Origin of the sequence: Chryseobacterium sp. YIM B08800 (assembly GCF_026163565.1) — a bacterium.
In the GTDB taxonomy this organism is placed as follows: Bacteria; Bacteroidota; Bacteroidia; order Flavobacteriales; family Weeksellaceae; genus Chryseobacterium.
In genome coordinates this window covers 13,473-31,175 of record NZ_JAPDKN010000046.1, presented here as the reverse complement: position 1 = coordinate 31,175, position 17,703 = coordinate 13,473, and the positions used below count along the sequence as shown (strand labels likewise).

The following is a 17,703-nucleotide window of genomic DNA, read 5'->3' as shown; positions in this document are numbered from 1 at the left end:
TCGTCGAAATTGCTTCTTGAGGTGAAGCTCCAAATCCAAACTTTTGATGTATTTAGATTTATACTTTTATACATTCTATCGTAATGTTTCTCACTTTATCTGCTCTATTTCCTACAGCATCACTACTGTTCCCAAAATGTCTATAATTTGTGCCGGGCTCCAGATAGTCAATGATTAATAATTCATTTGTGTCGGTATCATAAACACTACACTCAATAGTATAATCTGCTTTTGTCATGTCTGCATTGTAGCTGAAGTACAAATAATCCCATTGGTCATAATGAGCGGTTACGGTATTTTCTGTCCTGTAGATATCACGCCAATTGGTACTCTGGCATTTATATTCAATAGGAATATTTGTTTTATTAATGAAATTAATATTGGTATGCAGTACGTTTAATTCTTTTGCAAAATTTTGTTTTTTAATGTAAAAATGAAAGTTTCTTCCATCTAGTTTTCCAAATTCAAAACCATTGAAAGTAGTTGGTAATTGGTGCCCGATTAATCTATCTACGCTATCATACAGGCTTGTTTCATAATACAGATAATAGTATTCATTGGCTTGTAATTTTTCGCTTTCAAATTCTTTTATAGCAACATTATAAGGTCCATTACCAACAAAATACTGTCTTTTTACATCGCCATTATCATGAATGTCACATCTGATTTCTATCTCTTGGTTTTCTTCATTTTCTTGAGCTACATTCAATTTAATGAATGAATTGCTCATATTATCAAAATAATATTCAACAAATCCATTGTTAATCGTTGCTATACGATTTGCTATCGATACGATTTCTCGGTCGGTGAGAAGAAGGGCATTCGTGTCGGTTTGATGTTTGAAAGAATCTATCAGATCTATAAATTGATCTTGCGAAGGAATGTCTCCTGTTTCAAAAAATGTTTTTAATGTGTTTCTATCTCTTATAGCCATTTTTATTGTTTTTGCATTTGTTTATAAATTTGTTTTAGTTTCATGGATATTTTTTTGAAACTGCCCTACTATTCTTATTTTTCAGAGTTTAAAACTCATTCTTTTTTATCTCCATTAAAAGTTTTTTGATGGGTCTATTCTGTACTTGCAGCAGCTTGTATTTTTCAAGACCAGATGATTTACTATTAGATTTCAAGATTCAAAATTCATACTTTTTTTATTCTTACAAAAGTTTTTTGAGCTCTCTAGTCTGTAGTTGCAGTAGCTTTATTTCATTAAAAATCAATTGATTCGAAGTTTGATTTCAAAGCCTAAAATTCATTATTTTTTCCTTCTTATGAAAGTTTTTCGCCTTCCCTATTCCATAGTTGCAGTAACTAACAAAAACGTATAGAAAAGATGATGTTTATCTCAAATTGAAATTATATTCAGTTATTGATGTTTTAAAAAAAGAAAAAGCCCGGATTATAAAAATTCGAGCCTTAAGTTTTAACTGATATCCACAAATGGGACAATATTATTTTTTAATCTAATTTAAAGAAGAAAAAAGTTACTGCTGCCCATTCTTTTTTAATTCCTCTTGCATAGCCAATCGTGCTGTGACTGCTATTTTCTACCGTCCCATCATCTTTGATATAACCAATCGTTGATCGGCTGCTGTTTTCTACAGTTCCATCTTTTTTAACGTAACCTACCGTAGAGCGGTTTTTGTTTTCGATGGTACCATCGCTTTTGATATAACCAATCGTACTTCGGCTTTTATTTTCAATTATACCGTCATTTTTAATGTAACCAACTGTAGAACGGCTGCTGTTTTCAATCGTACCATCACTTTTGATATAACCTGTCGTACTGCGACTTCCAGATTCTATCGTTTGCGCATTTGCAATGGAAAGACTGAACAAAAGGGAACAAATGAATAGTGTTTTTTTCATGGTTTTTAAATTTAATAAGATGTATTTAGATCCTTGGTAACATGTATAAAGATAATGAGTTTTATTGAATACAATCTACAATAGCAAAACTTATTAAATACCCGTTGTGCATTTTAAATTTTGTTTTTCGGAAATAAGTGAAACGGCTTTGTATATCTTATTCCAGTAGTTTTTTAAAATTCCTTGTCTATCCTTGCGTTTTTTAATCGCTAAGAAAGACAAAGTTCATTCAGATAAACTTCTTTTTTAGATAAACAAAGGCATTTTATTTAAAAAAGAAATACAATGATTTAAATATCAAGTATTTAAAAACTTCTTCAAAATACACAATGCATTATTAAATAGAATTTTTTAGAATTGTGGAGCTTATATTTATGACTCATCAATTATGCTTTATATAAATGATTTTTTTGAGAAGATGAAGATGAAAACCCGCACGAAACGATTTGTATAAGAACGTGTGAAAATACTAATCCCGGATGAAAGAATATTACTTCCGCATGTTAAAATATAGTTTGCAGAAGCAAGAATATAATTTACAGACAGGAGAATATAACTTTCGGATGCAAGAATATTACTCCAAGGTATAAGAATATAGTTTCCGGATTGAAAAATATAATCTCCGGATGCAAGAATATAAAAACATCCAGCAAGAACTTATAATTATGGCTCATCAATTATGTTTTTGATAAAATTTAAAAAATTATTGGATAATAAAAATGCCACACGAAAGGATTCGTGCGGCAGCGGGGGGAATAAAAAAACGAAGCTTCTAAAATAGAAACTTCGCTTTTATAATTATTATTTGAATGCTTATTTATCTTTCTTCTAAAAGCTTAAAATAACGACTGTAGTCTTTATTTGGAAAAGCTTTTTGCAGAGCTTCTAATGATTTTTTTAATTTTTGATAGATACCATCTGCTTTTAAATCTTCTAGCGAAACTTCAGTAAAAAGATATTGCCAATCTGCTATACCCAACATATCTAAAACTGCCTCATAATATTCATTAAAAGTGAGATTGGTTTTATAAGCTAAGGTTCTATTAATATAATAAATAACAGGCTCGTTAGGTGGAGCTATCCCATTCTGAATACTGTAGACAGCTAATTTACCATCGCCAATTTCTGGGCGAGTATCTAAAACACGAAATGTCTTCCACAGAGCTATTTCTTCAGGGGTTTGGCCTTTAAACCAAAGTTTAGCATCATAATCTAAAAGAGATAATCCTGGGTAAAGATTCTCTATATTAAATTCTATCTGAGAAGCAAAATCATCTATTTGAAACCAAGAATGAAAATGAAATTCATCTATATTTAACACATCTACAAATCTCTCAGATACCTTCTCATAACCTAGTTTAGTAAATTTATTAATTCTAAATGCAACTGTTTCATTATCTGGAATGAAAACTTTACAATTAATAATTGCCTCTTCTAAATAATCTGATTTAATTGCTGTTTCTAAATTTTTAAACTCTTCAGTGATTTTAAATTCCATATTTTTTTTATGCTAAAATGTTATTAAATTATCTAATTTGGCTCGGCTCAATATAGCTAAATTTTCCTGATTTCTAATAGTGCTTAAATTCATTTTAGAATCTAATTTAATCTCTATGCTTTCTAAATTTAAATATCCCCCATTCTGTTTTAAAACATTAGCAAAACCTTTTGTAACTCGTAATGTTTTTTCCATTTCTGTTGCATCCCAATTGTTAGCTTTCATATCAAAAGCTTGGAATTCCATTTCCGGATAATCCGGACTCATATGAAATTCTTTGATAGGATTGTTCCGCTTCCAATCTTTTCCAACTCTGGAATAGGTTCCATAGCTTGCAAATAAGAATTTAGGAAAAACTTTTCCATTATAATATTCAATATTAAATTTGTACCATATTACCTTCCTTTGTTCTTTCGGAGCTTTTTTAGCTAAATAAATTGCATTAAGTTCTAAACCTTGAGAAAACTTTTTATTGATATTTCCTAAAGCAGGTGTTAAATTTGAATCTACAGCATTACCCCCGCTGCCGCACGATTGTATCGTGTGGTTTAATATTCATAATCTTTTAAACATCCAGCAAGAACTTATAATTATGACTCATCAATTATGTTTTTATAAAGATAAAAATTTAAAAAAATTATTGGATAATAAAAATGCCACACGAAAGGATTCGTGCGGCAGCAGGGGGGGGCTTTAATTTTAATTATTAATTGTTTTACTCTGCATTATAATCAGCTAAGCTATTAGCTTCTTCTGGAGCTTGATATTTTTCAACAACGATAAGTTCTCCTGGATTTTTCACCTGATTTATTTTTAAATCGTGTGAGTGACGCCATTCTGGTTCTTTAACACCAAAAGTTAAATCATATATTATTTTCATTCCTTCATTTGTTTCAGCTACATAAAAAAGTTTATTATATCCTAATTCTCTTCCAGTATTTTCTGTGTAACTTGTATAGCAAGCAAAAATTTCATCATTAACTAACCATCTTTCTAATCCTTCTCCTACTTTTGGATTTTTGTATTGCTTAATTTGAAATAAAGTTCGTGGGATTATTTTTTCAGATTTTTTCAGATATCTATTAACCCAAATCTCATCTCCGATAATCCTGTCTATACTACCACCTCTTCCAAAAAGGTTGGAGTTTATTGAATGATAAAATGAGTAAGCATCTCTTTCCAATTCATTGTACTGTAAATCGGAAATTTGAATATCATATTTGCCTTTATTTGCTTTAAATTCTGCTTCAATATAATTTTCGATAAGTTCTTTTATTTCTTTCATTTTTTTTATTTTGTTCCAAATAATAAGTCTGATTCTTTTATTTCAAATATTGCAAAATCAATTTCTTCTTTATTACTGTCCCCCGCTGCCGCACGATTGAATCGTGTGGTTTAATAACCATAATCTTTTAAACATCCACTAAGAACTTATAATTATGACTCATCAATGATGTTTTTATAAAGATAAAAATTAAAAAAATTATTGGATAATAAAAATGCCACACGAAAAAATTCGTGCGGCAGCGGAGGGGATATTCCAATTCTGTAAATTCTAAAATAAATTTTTTAACGTCTTCTAATGTATAATTCATGATTTTTTAGTTTTAAATCATTAAAAAACAAAACTTCTAAAGTAGAAGTGTTGTTTTTTTAAATTATCCTTTGTTGTAATCTGCTATCCAAGTAGGATGCTCAGGTTCAACAACTCTTAATGTTTCCATTAATGTACCATCTTTTTTTATTGTGATATCTTCAATATAGGTATTAGATCTTTCATTATATATCCACTCAATAACTTCTTCATTTCGTCTTCTTTCAGAATTTAGTTTTCTTTCTGTTATTATTTTTAGTTCGTCATTAACGATTCCAACACTTATATTATTTGGATATACATCAACTCCCATGTCTAAATTTGCACCTAAAAAACAAGAAAAAACTATATCAGAATCCGTATTAACTATTCCTTTTCCAAATGAAGGTTCTTTATACTTACGTATTAGAAATAATTTTCTTTTTCGTAAATTTCTTTTCTTAATAGATAATTCTTCTTCATTCATTAAAGACTCATTTCTATACTTGCTAATTGTTGAGAAATAGCCATAACGATTACCATAATAACTTTCAAGTTTTTCAACTAAAAAATTCCATCTATCGGTATCTATTGAATTATCATGTGCTCCTAATCCATATTGATATTCTAATTCCGTAAATTCCGAAATAAATTTTTTAACGTCTTCTAATGTAGAATTCATGATTTTTTTAGTGACTTAAAACTAAAAAAAGCAAAACTTCTAAAGAATAGAAGTTTTGCTTTTTTAAATTATCAAAATTATCCTTCGTTGTAATCTGCTATCCAAGTAGGATGCTCCGGCTCAATAATTCTTAATGTTTCTACTAAAGTTCCATCTTTTTTTATCGTGATGTCTTCTGTATATACATTAGACCTTTTGTTATAAACCCATTCGATAACTTCTTCATTTCTTCTTTTTTCAAAGTCAAGTTCTCTTGAGGATATAATTTTTAAGTCACCATTGACAATTCCTACACTTACATTAGTGGGATACACTTCTGCTCCCATTTCAACATCAGAACCTAAAAAACAAGAAAAAATGACATTAGAATCTGTTTTATATATTCCTTCACCGAATTTAGGATTTTCATATTTTCTAATTAAAAATAATCTTCTTTTTTTAAGATTATTTTTATTATTATTAAATCTTTTTAGGGTCATTCTCGACTCATCTCTAATAGTATTAATAATTGAATAATAACCAAAACCTATACTATAACAATTTTTAAGTTTTATCACTAAAGCTTTCCATTCTTCATCTGTTATTGAAATATCATAAAAACCTATCCCAAATTGATATTCCAACTCAGTAAATTCTAAAATAAACTTTTTAACATCTTCTAATGTATAATTCATAATATTCTATTTATTTTGTCCCTAAAAAATGATCTGGTCCGGTTTCAAATTCTTTATCAGGAGTAGTTTTTTGATTGTTCCCAAATGTAATTTTAGTTATTGTATAAAAGACATTTTTTACTCTGCGTACTCCTTTTGCCTTTGCACCAGTTCCTATTGTTTCTAATAGTTTTTCATCATTCATATTTAATAAAGCTTCTAAAGTTTTGTATTCTTTATATCGTTCTGATGTTGCTCTTTCATCTTCTGGAATCCCATCTACTTTTTCTTCTAAAGTATTTTTACGATTAGAAAGTCCTTCTCTTAATATATCTGCAGTTGAATTCCCATCATTTTCAAAACGTGTAACTTCTACGGTCATATTGAACGATTTCACGCCATTAAGACCTGCTGTTCTATCTAAATATTCACCAATAGCAACTTCTTTTTCTCTCATTGTTACCTTATTGAAAGTATCACTAGTAAGCATCAAATTATGTCCTTCAACATATCCAGAACCTCTTACTTCATTAGCTACAATATGTGCTCGATTGAGCCCTTCAACAGTATCTCCTTCTGTTTTTCCTCTTCCAAAATCATGTAAAGATATGTTTTTTGCAATAACTTTTTCGGTTTCATTAGTTTTATTATTATAAGTAACAAGAAATGTTTCAGAACCTCCTACATAACCATATACTATACTTGTTTTATCTCCATTTATTATAGTTCTTCGTATAACTGGTTTAAACTTATCATGTACATCACCTCCTGCTGTTATTTTCTTCCTTCTTTTTTCAGGAGAATCTAAAGATAATAATTCTTTATACTTCTTGTCAAAATCATTTTTCTCTTTTCGTTTTTTAACATAAGCATTCTCTGTATCTCCAACAATAATTCCATCAGCATCATTATTCTTGCTATTTGGCAATACAGCTTTGTAACCAATACGTTGTTTACCTTTCCTTTCTTCAGTAATAGTTAAATCAGTTTTTTTATCTGCACTATTACTGTTTAATAAATGTCCATCAACTTTTTCGGTGTTTTCTAATTCAGTTCCCGTCTCATGTATATTCTCCGGACTCGCTGTATATCTATAAATAATTTTATCGTCTTTACTTTCAGCTTTCAAAGAACTAAAAACAGGATATTTTGCCTTAGTTTTTTTAGCAGCTTTATTTGCTTGCTCAAGGGTAAGCTTGTTATTGTGGTTTTCATCTACTTTTTTCTCTTCTTCTTTTAAATAGATAAATCCGGCATCAATTTTCTTTTGTTTTTCAGGCTCATGGGTATTATCTTTTTTACTTTTCCCTACAACTTTCCCAAGCAATCCCTTAGCCTTACTCTTCACAAAAGTCCAGAACTTCGTAATTGCTTTCACAATACGTTCTCTTATTTTATGGATTACTCCAACTACTTTATCAGCCAATCCGCCAATTCCTAATAAGGAAGCTAAAAAGCCAATTAATACAGGGATCGCTCTGCCCAATGCATTTTCTATTGATTTGGCTACCGCACCTACATTTCCGCTTGCGATTGCTTTGATACTTTCCGTAAACGCTCTTACCAATTCCATAATTTGTGCTGCACGTTGGATGAAGAATTTTACTAAATCTATAATCGCCATTGCGGCTTTTACAAACGCTCCCACCGGAGTCATTAAGCCCATAATCCATTTGATACCCGCTTGTATTACCTGCGTCTGAACGATATCCATAATCGTATCCATGATCGTTTCTTTCAGATCGGCAAACTGGTCTTTCAGGTGCTCCCAAAGTCCGGCAACGCCGTCTTTACGAACAATCTGTACCATTTCAAAACCTGTTTCCAGAACTTTCATCACAGGCTCTCCTACTACTTTAGCACCAATGGCTCTGATGCCATCCCACGTTAAACCAAGCACCTGAGTTGTGATTGAGAAAATTCCTTTCAATGAAAACACATCTTCAGGCATTGTGATAGAAACACCTTTCATAGCTCCGGTTAACCATCCGAAGAAACCTGTTTTAAGGTGTGTCCAGATATTGGCTCCGAAATTGGTAAATCCTTGCGATACTCCCGCAATAAGATTTGACAAGAAATCAATTGGATGTGCAATGATTGATAAAATCACATCTAATGCTCCTGAAAGTAAATCGGTAAGTGTTTTTTTGATATTTTGAATGGTTTCCCACACGCCTAATGTTGCATCTTTTAAAGCACTTAAGAATCCTTGGTTACGTTTTTTAAACTCTTCAACCATTTCATCAACTTCTTTCAGGGTATTGTTGTATTTGGTTACCAAAGAATCGATTAATGAAGATTCTTTTTCACTTATTGAGTTTTCAAGTTGTTTAAATTGTCCCTGAATAGCATCAATATCGCCTTTAATGGCTTTCTTAACATCTGCAGGCAGATTTTTAATAAATGTTGTTACCTTTTGACGGCCAAAAGTAATAGCAGCTTTAGCTTTATTTAATCTGTCTGTTACTAATTTGGCGATAGTATCAATCGTTCCGTCTAGTTTTGCTAAAAATAACTTTCTTCCTTCAGTGAAAAATACATTTACTTCGTCTGGTAATTTTCCGTTCCAGCCATCTTTTATACGTTTGCCATATCCACTAACATCATACCAGCTTCCGTATCGTTTTTCTTTGTATTCGTCTGTTTTCTTAGTGACATATTTTTCAAATGCATCTTTAGCAACTTTAGCACCTGCATCAAACAACTGAGTTACTTTAGTTTCAAGATCATTTAATTCGCCATCAACAGATTTTTTAGTATCAGCATAAATTTCATTTAGCTGAGCAACAACGTCCTGATGTTTGCCTGTATTCTTTTCACTAGCCTTGTGCTGTTTTTGAGTTACGCCATCCAGCATTTCTTTTCTGCTGTGATGCATGCCTTCCATCGTATTATTGGTTTTACCTTGTGCCTCTTGTTTAGAAGATTCCAATTTTTTATTTTCAGCAGATTTAAATTCTTCAGGAGTATTTTCGGCATTCTCTTTTGCTGCTTTTTTAGCATTGAGCGCATTGATGAAACTAGGCTCATTGGAAGTTGCTAGCTGCTCATCCGTAATATTATTTTTTTCAAATTGCTGCTCAACTGCTTTGTAGCTTTTGGTAACAGGTTCGCTTAATTCAGCGTCACCTCTTTTACCAGGTATTGTAGCTTTAACATTCACTTTTGAGCCTATTTTCGGATCAGGCAATGCTGTTGCTACACGTTGCTGAACCTTCGATTCATTTGGCTCTTGTTTGGCAACCGTTTCAATACCGCCTGTTACATTATTTTTGGATGCAACGACATCTGCACTAGCCAACTGATTAACTTGGGCAATATTATTATGAGCTTCAAAATTTTCGACCTGTTTTTCATTGGTCGGCAATTCCATTTTATCTACTCTGCTTTTTAATTTTGCTTTGAAATCGGAAGGTTTGAAAGGGTTTGCCTTTTGTTGATCCAACTTTTCTACTTGTTGACCTCTTGCTTTCGATTTTCGTTCTCCAACAGGTACTGCTGCTGCTGCATTTGCATGGGTTTCAGCTTTTTCTTTAGTGTTGTGGGTTCGTTTTGTTTTAGCCGTGTTTTTAACCGAACTTACCGTTTGATTGAATTGTGGATCACTAAATGGATCTGTAGGTGTCGTTCTAACCGCAGCACCTTCTTGCTCAGCAGGTAAAACCAATCCTTCGCTTTCTTCTGGTGTTGCAGGAGAATTTTGAGCGGATTGTATTTCATTCAAAGCATTAGGTTCTGAACTCTCTGTCGTGGCAGATTCAGAGTTATTTTTAACGCTCTGATTCATTGTCGCTTGCTCTTGCGCTGTTTTAGGTAGATAAGTTCCCGATTTAAGATCATTGTAATCACGAGCCTGATCAACATTCAGGCTAGACATATAATCTTTTTCAGTTTCTTTGGTATCGGGATGACTGATATCGCCGGTTTGTGTCAAACTTTCCTGAAGTTTTTCGTACGCTATTTCCGAACCTTGGTCGTAAATAGTCTGTGAACCATGCACAGCCGAAACATTACCGTTAAGGTTTGTTGATCCTGACTTAGCTTTCGATTCTTCAGATCTTTGGGTTTGTACACCTCCTACTTCTATCTCAGATAAAGGTATAACCGATGGTTCTTTTTGCCGTTGATTTTTACTCTGGCTTTGTTGGACTTTATTGTCTTTTTCTACAGGTTTTGCTGTTTTCATTGACTTAGTTTTTTTATTTCATATTGAGTTAGAAGGCATACAAAACGCAATTGATGTGATTGCGCTTTATATACCTGTTGATCTGAGGAATCAGACCGTGTATGGTGAATTTTTAAGAATTGAAGCACTCAGCTTTGGGATGAGAAAGAGGTATGCTGAGTTATCTACTGGTACTTTCTTGCTTTTCTAAATATTCAAGTTTTCAAATTCTTAATTTCAAAATTCACTCATTTTTATGAGAATTGCCTGTTTTCTGAGTAGGAGATTCTGTAGTTGCAGTAGGAGTTTATTTTTGTGATTTATTTTTCTTTTAAATAATTTCATCTTTTTTCTCTTCCTCTTCCTCAAAGTGTCTCTCTGTTTTTACTCCGTATCTATTTTCGATAAAAAGATTCACTGCTGTATCAATCCAGTTGGGCAGATTGGTAGTGATCATTTTCAAGAATTTATCATAGCCATAACCAAGCACAAACAATACTCCTGTAGAATACCATTTGTCGTGAAGGTCTGCTCTATTCATTAAATAGCTCATTGTAAAACCTACAATTATAACAATTGCCAATGTGACAACATGTTCCCATAATTTCTTTTTCTCTTTGTTTTGTATTGAGACCAGTACTCTTAATAACCCTCCCGAAAATGCAATTGCAGTTCCTATTAATAGGGCTTTTAAACCATCCAAATTCATTCTTCCTTATATATTATTTATTAAAAATTTTATTTTTTCGCGAATTATAGATGTAAAACTATTCCTCATCAAGTATGTACATATCATCCAAAAATCTTTTGCTTTTTCGAATGTTTCCCTTTTCATTTACATAGGCTAATTCGTCAATAAGATCGCTGATGTCTTTTTTAGGTTTCTTCAATTTTTCCTTACTTTCTTTATTTTTTTTATTCTTTTTCTTGTCTTTCTTTTTCATGGTTTCTAAAATTTATTAAATGGTTGGTTGTTTTTTTAATCTTTTGAAAGTTGATTTCTCTGGCAATACAAGGTCAAAACGGTTTCTTTTCAGGCTCATATTTTGCCTAAAAACAATAGAACTGAAAAAGTTTAAAACCGTTTTTTCCTTATACTTTTATCTGCATGTTTACATTTGAGAAAGATGCTTGGAACATCTCTTTAATGAATCTGATTTTTGGATAGTTTCCGAAGTCAGGATAATGATTCTGAATTCTTTTCTACATTAATATATTAACAGAACTTTTGTATGGGTATAGACCAACTAGCTCTCAAGAATGATATTATATATTGTTCTTTCAGATAAAAACAGCATTTCTGTTAATTCAGTTACAATTACTTTCATCTGCTTATTCTGATTACGCTTTACATAATCAATTACAAAATTTTTTCTTTTCTCTACTAATTCTTTGCTACGTTTCATTTTTTGGTTAAAGTTTTTATGTTAGTTTTTTTTTCTAATTTTTTTCTCTCTGTTCAAATAAGACAACAAAGCCTCTAAAGACTTATTATAAGTCTTTAAACAGATGTCTGAACATTATTTAATTTTGATTTTTAGAAGTCGGTACGCGGTATTTTCTAACAGAAACGATACCTCCAACTTCTTTGTTTTAAATTTTACTTTCTGGCAAATTATTCTACTATTGTTTATAAGGAATCGATGTTTTATAAACATGATGTAGAAGCATTTACTCCTTGTAATTTGTTTGTAAAAGAACACAACATTCTATTTTACCTTTAAAGTATCTTTAAAAATAAATAAGCTTGTTCTACAAAATTTGTTTGCTCTTCCAATGTATTAATATTCTTACAGTTAGCTATAATTAATCGATATTTTATATACTAAACAGCAGCATTATTCTACATTTTTTGGTTTGTCTTTTAATTTCAAAAAAACAAAAGAGCTAAATGGTTGCTTTATTTTGAAGCGAGTAAAAAATAAACGCATTTTTTTCATTAATAAAATCATTTAAAAACGAACATATTACATATTAAATAAAGCACAAAAATCATATTTTGTAATTTAATTCAGATTAATAAAATATTTCCGGTTCAGTTATCATTTTATGAAACAAAAAATAATATTTACTTCTAAAATGCTTCAAATATGAAAAACAAAATATACAAAACATTGATTATCAATATTTAAATATCTATTTAAAAAACATCTAAATATTAAAATAAAATTAAATCTTTAATATAATTTTGTATATTTGCATTGTTCTTTCATAGCGACGAGACAAATATACGAACATTGTTCGTTTTTCAAAATAAAAAATGAACATTTTTCTTATATTTTTATAAAATAACTATAAACATATCAAAATGAACTATTTAGAATTCAAAGAAATCAGGAAGAAACTAAAGATGAAGCAGGCTGATATAGCAAAATCTATAGGCGTTGGTACCAGAGCCGTACAATACTGGGAAAAAGGCGAACGAAAAATACCGGAAACAACCGCTTATTTTGTAACCAATCTATTACAGGAGCAAGAAAACAAACTAAATGACGGTGCATCACCTGTCGTATTTTCAGATTTAAAAATCATGAACGTTCCTCTTGCCAATCAATATGCACAAGCCGGCTATTTGCACAACTTTGCCGATGAAGAATATATAGAAAGCTTACCCACCATTCCTTTTACCGACGATGTAGAACACCGAGGCGAATACATGTGTTTTGAAGTGAAAGGAGACAGTATGGACAACGGATCGTACGAAAGCTATCTGGAAGGCGACATTATTTTGTGCAGAAACATCAGACAAGATTACTGGATGAGCAAACTGCATTACGACAAATGGGATTTTGTGATCGTTCATAAAGAGAAAGGAATTCTGGTAAAGCGAATCGTCAACCACGATGTTGAGAGAGGCATTATCACCCTTCATTCTCTAAATGAATACTACGAAGATTTTGAAATCCACCTGGAGGATGTTGCAAAGCTTTTTAATATTATCAGCACTAGAAGAAAAAACAATAGAAGATAACTACAATAACCAATTTATTCAATAAAATCCTCAAAAAAAGTTGAGGATTTTATTTGTTTTTAAGCATTCTTGGTTAGCTCTCACAATAAGATGAGATTGCATCGATTTTGCCTGTTCTTGGTTCAACATTATAAATTGTATTTCGTTCAGAATCTTCGAATCTTATCCATCTTATTCCATAACTGTTAAATCCTACAGGATTATCACTTTCAAATTCTGCTAAATTCCCCATTGTAGCAGAAGTTACACCATCTTTCAGGTAAATTAAACTTCCAATTTGTGGGTTTAATGTATTCAAGATTACTTCCTTCTTCCAAATAGTTCCTCTCTGGCAAATAACTTTTTTATCCAGATCATAATTACCCGGTAAACAATAGGCTTCTAGAATTTTTCGAGTATTCCATTTTCCGGATCTAAAGCTAAATATATTCGACCAAGCTGAAACTACAGATGCTGAACAATGCCTTCTTGCTCTGATGTAATAAGCAGTTTCATTAGCAATAGTTCCATCATTCATCTCAATATATTCAATCGGTGTGTAATCACTTCCCATGATTACTCTTACATGAACAATATTGGTAAATTTATCATCTGTTGCTATTTGATATTCTATCGCATAAAGATCTGCCTCATCTGTAAAATAATCCATTATTATTCGATCTTCTTCTCCCAAATATACATTCTTAATATCCGGAATTTCGCAAAACGCAGGAGTACATCTTCCTAACTGAAAAGATCCTGTTTGTTGAGCAGAAACTCCATTTGCAGTTAAATCTAATATATATTCATATTCACCGGAAGATTGAATATTTGGTACCTCTATCGTTCCTCCATTTGTCACTGAAGCGATATTATATTGAGCATATGAACCTGTAGAGCCTTTAATTCTATATCTCAACACTGCACTTGCGCCTGTTGCCGGTATAGAAGACGTATAGCGTATTTGAAATGAAACATTGCATTTCTCTGTTGCCATTGCCATTATATTATGTTTTTATTGTTATTATATTTTTATTGATGTTGAAGGGATGATTTTTTTATAAATAATCACCCCTTTATCTATCTTTATACAAGATTATTATTTGTCATCAGCATAGATTTCCACTGCTATTGCTTTTTTGGCAAATACTCCACTTTCAAGATTAAGAACTGTGAGTTGGAATTCATAATTTTCAGCAACCAAATTTTTAACTGTCAGATTAGCTTGATTAGCACCCTCAAGTGTTACGTTTGGACCTTTTGTTTTAGACCAAGAATAGATTAATGTAGAAGGTCCGTCACCTAAGCCTTCCAGTAACAATTCTCTACCAGACAGAGGGAACCTTGAAGGTCCTTTTATATCAGCTTTAACAATCGGGGTAATTAATTCGCAGCAATTTTCCTTCAAAAATTCTACACCATCTATGGTAACTGTCGGTGCCGGTGGATTGTACCAATTATTATTAATCGAAATCTCCTGAACACAATCGCCGTTACTTACTCTCACTTTTACAATTGGAACATTTTCTCTGTTCAGGTCATAAAATGTGTAGATCACATTTCTTTTATCATCCGGATTTCGAATTTCCCAATGATTATTACCCAAGAAATCCCAACTGTAAGTGAAATCTTTATAAGGATCTCCTGAAATATAAAATTTAGCCTCTGTTTGATTTGAACTTCCGGTAGAATAACCCGCAGAAACAACACTGATACTAACTTCTGGCTGTGTATTAACTTTAATACTACAGCTTGTTGGTTGATCGTTTACAGTAAAATTAATTACCTGACCGTGTAAACTTACATTTACTAATTGAGGGTTGAAGACGTATTTTCCATCCTTTATTTCTACACCTCCACCAACAACATCAGCTTTTACAACTCCATTATCAGGAGATACGGTAAAAGGTATGAAAGAAGATTTAGAGCAAATTTCAGCAGTCGGCAAGCTTAATTCAACCGGAGTTTCTTTGTACCAATCGTCTATAATGATGTTTTGAATACATCCGTTAAGACTCACATCTACTTTTATCGTTGGAATTACATCCGGATTCAGATCACGGAAAACGTACGTAACAAAACCTTCCGAGTCCGGGTTTAAATTCACCCAATTGCCATTATCCCAGAAATCCCAGGTATAAGTATAATCTCTAAAGCCGGTTCCAAAAATTTTAAATTTCACTGTTGTTCCCGCTGAACCTTCAGTTGGATAAGTAACAGACTCTACATTTACATTCATAAACGATTGTGGAATCACTCTGATCGTACAATCGGTCATTTTTCCATTTACGGTAAAGCTGATGTCTTGATTATAAAATTCTGAACTTACTAATGCAGGATTGAAAAAATATTTACCATCTATTATATCCACACCTTCAATTAAACGTCCATCAATAAAGGCACTTACATCTCCGTTCATAGGAAATACCGTAAAAGGTACAGGAGCGCCTTTAGAACAGATTACAGAATCTGGTAAAGTTAATTTAACATCAATTTTTGGTGTACAACAGATGTATGGAAGTGAGAAATCTGCAATTACTCTTGTTGCTCTTCCAATAATGTCATAAACTAGTACAAAAGTATCTCCTTTTCCTGCTCCGCGATGATGCTCCAACCCCGGATTTTTGTCTACATACTCATTGAAGTAAGCTTTAAACATGTCCTTATTCCCTTTTAGTTCGCTAAAAGAAAGACCCATAATATCAAATCCCAGCTGCTGCTTGTCTCTGATTTGCTTTATTTTTTCGAAAGCCTCGTAATAATCCATCCCTTGATGACCTTCAATATTGTAAAACGAATTGTTATCAATATTAAAATCCAGCGGGTTCTGAATATGCATTTCTGATGACAGCAAACTACTGTCATATCCTAAATTTTCTCCGGAAGATCGGTTGCTTGTTTTATCAAAATTCCAGACTTTTAAAAACTCTTCTGTAATCTGATAGTAGAAAGGAATGGCTTTATTGCTAAGAGGATTTAATTTTTGAGATGGAGTAATTTTAATTTGTGCCTCGTTTTCAAAATCATCAGAATATCTGAAATTTTGTACCTGTTGTTTAAAACGGTTAATTAATACTATGACTTTTTTTGTCGCTTTATCATCATCCAAAACAGGCGAATTATAAAACTGATGTCTTGTGGAATCTAATTGTATGTTTGAAGTTAATTTGCCAAGCATTATGTGTTTAGGAAAAGAAACCAAATCTGGAAGGCACTTCGTAAACGCTTTAGGAAGCAGCTTTATAATTTCAGAATAGGTATCTGACAAATCTTTTATAACATCATAAGCATACTGAAAACCTGCTTTTTGATCAAAACATTCTTCTAATTTGTTTTTAAAATTTTGATGATCAACAGTTGAAACTCCTATAAGATTAGAAATGGCATTGATTTTTTCAAAAATATTTTTACCGTAATCATTTCTCACCAAAACATCGCGGTATAGATCTTTTACCTCAGAAGATGAAAACTGTGCATCGATTCCTCTGTCTAAAATAAGACGTTCTACAATTACGCGTTCCTGTTTTACTTCTTCCAAAATATTTTCAATAAACAAAGGATGCTTTTGAATTTGGTCTCTTTCAAGAATATAATTAATTCCGTCTGCTGTAGTAACTAGTACTTTCAGATTTCTAATCTGTTGTATTCCGTGATTGTCGCAATCTACACCTCTACAAGGCTTGATTTCTTTTTCATAACTTTCTAAATACAGCAACAAATATTTATCTTCTAAATTTGAAAGATTATTAACGGTTTGAAAATCTGAATTTGCTTCTTCAGCAGTTGCTAATTCCCAAAGCTCAATCTGATCAGTAGCTTCAATGCTAAACGAAGGGTATCTTACTTTGAAATTGTCGTAGGATTTAAAATGTGTAAACTGTTTATTTTCTAAGTTAATCGTTTTCAGATCACTCATATACAACTCTTTACTTACCTCATTTGTATTATTTAAGGTGAGCAAATCTCCATCAGTAGTTAACGCTACTCCCTGAGAAACCTGTATCTTGTCTAATTGACCTCCTATGTAGACAGGTTGTGGTTTAAGACCACAAACAATACCTACACCTTGCAACAATACTTTAGACAAACGATCCTGATCCTCAAAAAAATCTAAAAACTCATTGAATTGGGGAGATTTTACGTACTGTCCTTTAGTGAATTTGCGGTATTGGGTTGATATATTTTTTAATTGATTATCCATTATGATTCATTTTTTAATGATTTTAAGGTGATTTTCATAAACTTCTTAGGCAGAAGTGATCTACCTAAGAAGTATGTTATCTCTATAGAATATATAATCCTAAATGGTGAGA

The 17,703-nt window shown here is 31.8% G+C and carries 14 protein-coding genes; 1 reads left to right on the top strand and 13 read right to left on the bottom strand.

The genetic code is table 11. From position 1 onward, the window contains the following. Positions 1–58: 58 nt before the first annotated feature. The 11 genes from OEW74_RS16205 to OEW74_RS16155 form a co-directional block, all read right to left on the bottom strand. On the bottom strand, positions 59–934 hold the full coding sequence (locus OEW74_RS16205) for a hypothetical protein (RefSeq protein ID WP_265429463.1): 876 nt from the start codon (positions 932–934) through the stop codon (positions 59–61). 524 nt (positions 935–1,458) lie between these two features. Next, entirely contained in the window at positions 1,459–1,869 is a 411-nt protein-coding gene (locus OEW74_RS16200) for a 5-fold beta-flower protein (protein WP_265429462.1), read from the bottom strand. A gap of 817 nt (positions 1,870–2,686) precedes the next feature. Beyond that, positions 2,687–3,367, bottom strand: a complete 681-nt coding sequence (locus OEW74_RS16195; RefSeq protein WP_265429461.1) for a hypothetical protein — start codon at positions 3,365–3,367, stop codon at positions 2,687–2,689. A gap of 12 nt (positions 3,368–3,379) precedes the next feature. Continuing rightward, a complete protein-coding gene (locus OEW74_RS16190) occupies positions 3,380–3,634 on the bottom strand; it encodes a hypothetical protein (protein WP_265429460.1) in 255 nt (84 codons plus the stop codon). A 448-nt stretch (positions 3,635–4,082) separates the two neighbouring features. After that, a complete protein-coding gene (locus OEW74_RS16185; RefSeq protein WP_265429459.1) occupies positions 4,083–4,652 on the bottom strand; it encodes a hypothetical protein in 570 nt (189 codons plus the stop codon). Between the two features lie 373 nt (positions 4,653–5,025). Beyond that, positions 5,026–5,622 (bottom strand): hypothetical protein, encoded by a 597-nt coding sequence (locus OEW74_RS16180; protein ID WP_265429458.1) that lies wholly within the window; start codon positions 5,620–5,622, stop codon positions 5,026–5,028. A 77-nt stretch (positions 5,623–5,699) separates the two neighbouring features. Next, a complete protein-coding gene (locus tag OEW74_RS16175) occupies positions 5,700–6,296 on the bottom strand; it encodes a hypothetical protein (protein ID WP_265429457.1) in 597 nt (198 codons plus the stop codon). A gap of 10 nt (positions 6,297–6,306) precedes the next feature. Further along, positions 6,307–10,461: a phage tail protein gene (locus OEW74_RS16170; RefSeq protein ID WP_265429456.1), complete on the bottom strand. Its 4,155-nt coding sequence runs from the start codon at positions 10,459–10,461 to the stop codon at positions 6,307–6,309. A 310-nt stretch (positions 10,462–10,771) separates the two neighbouring features. After that, complete coding sequence (locus OEW74_RS16165) at positions 10,772–11,149, bottom strand: hypothetical protein (RefSeq protein WP_265429455.1); 378 nt, start codon at positions 11,147–11,149, stop codon at positions 10,772–10,774. A gap of 58 nt (positions 11,150–11,207) precedes the next feature. After that, on the bottom strand, positions 11,208–11,384 hold the full coding sequence (locus OEW74_RS16160; protein ID WP_265429454.1) for a hypothetical protein: 177 nt from the start codon (positions 11,382–11,384) through the stop codon (positions 11,208–11,210). A gap of 303 nt (positions 11,385–11,687) precedes the next feature. Next, positions 11,688–11,846, bottom strand: coding sequence for a hypothetical protein (locus tag OEW74_RS16155; protein WP_159437588.1), 159 nt, complete (start codon positions 11,844–11,846; stop codon positions 11,688–11,690). Positions 11,847–12,748: 902 nt separating this feature from the next. Here OEW74_RS16155 and OEW74_RS16150 point away from each other — a divergent pair. Continuing rightward, entirely contained in the window at positions 12,749–13,411 is a 663-nt protein-coding gene (locus OEW74_RS16150; protein ID WP_265429453.1) for a S24 family peptidase, read from the top strand. Between the two features lie 73 nt (positions 13,412–13,484). On the opposite strand, the gene OEW74_RS16145 is transcribed toward OEW74_RS16150, so the two are convergent. After that, a complete protein-coding gene (locus tag OEW74_RS16145; RefSeq protein WP_265429452.1) occupies positions 13,485–14,393 on the bottom strand; it encodes a hypothetical protein in 909 nt (302 codons plus the stop codon). A gap of 96 nt (positions 14,394–14,489) precedes the next feature. After that, positions 14,490–17,591: a PKD domain-containing protein gene (locus tag OEW74_RS16140; RefSeq protein ID WP_265429451.1), complete on the bottom strand. Its 3,102-nt coding sequence runs from the start codon at positions 17,589–17,591 to the stop codon at positions 14,490–14,492. Between the last annotated feature and the right edge of the window lie 112 nt (positions 17,592–17,703).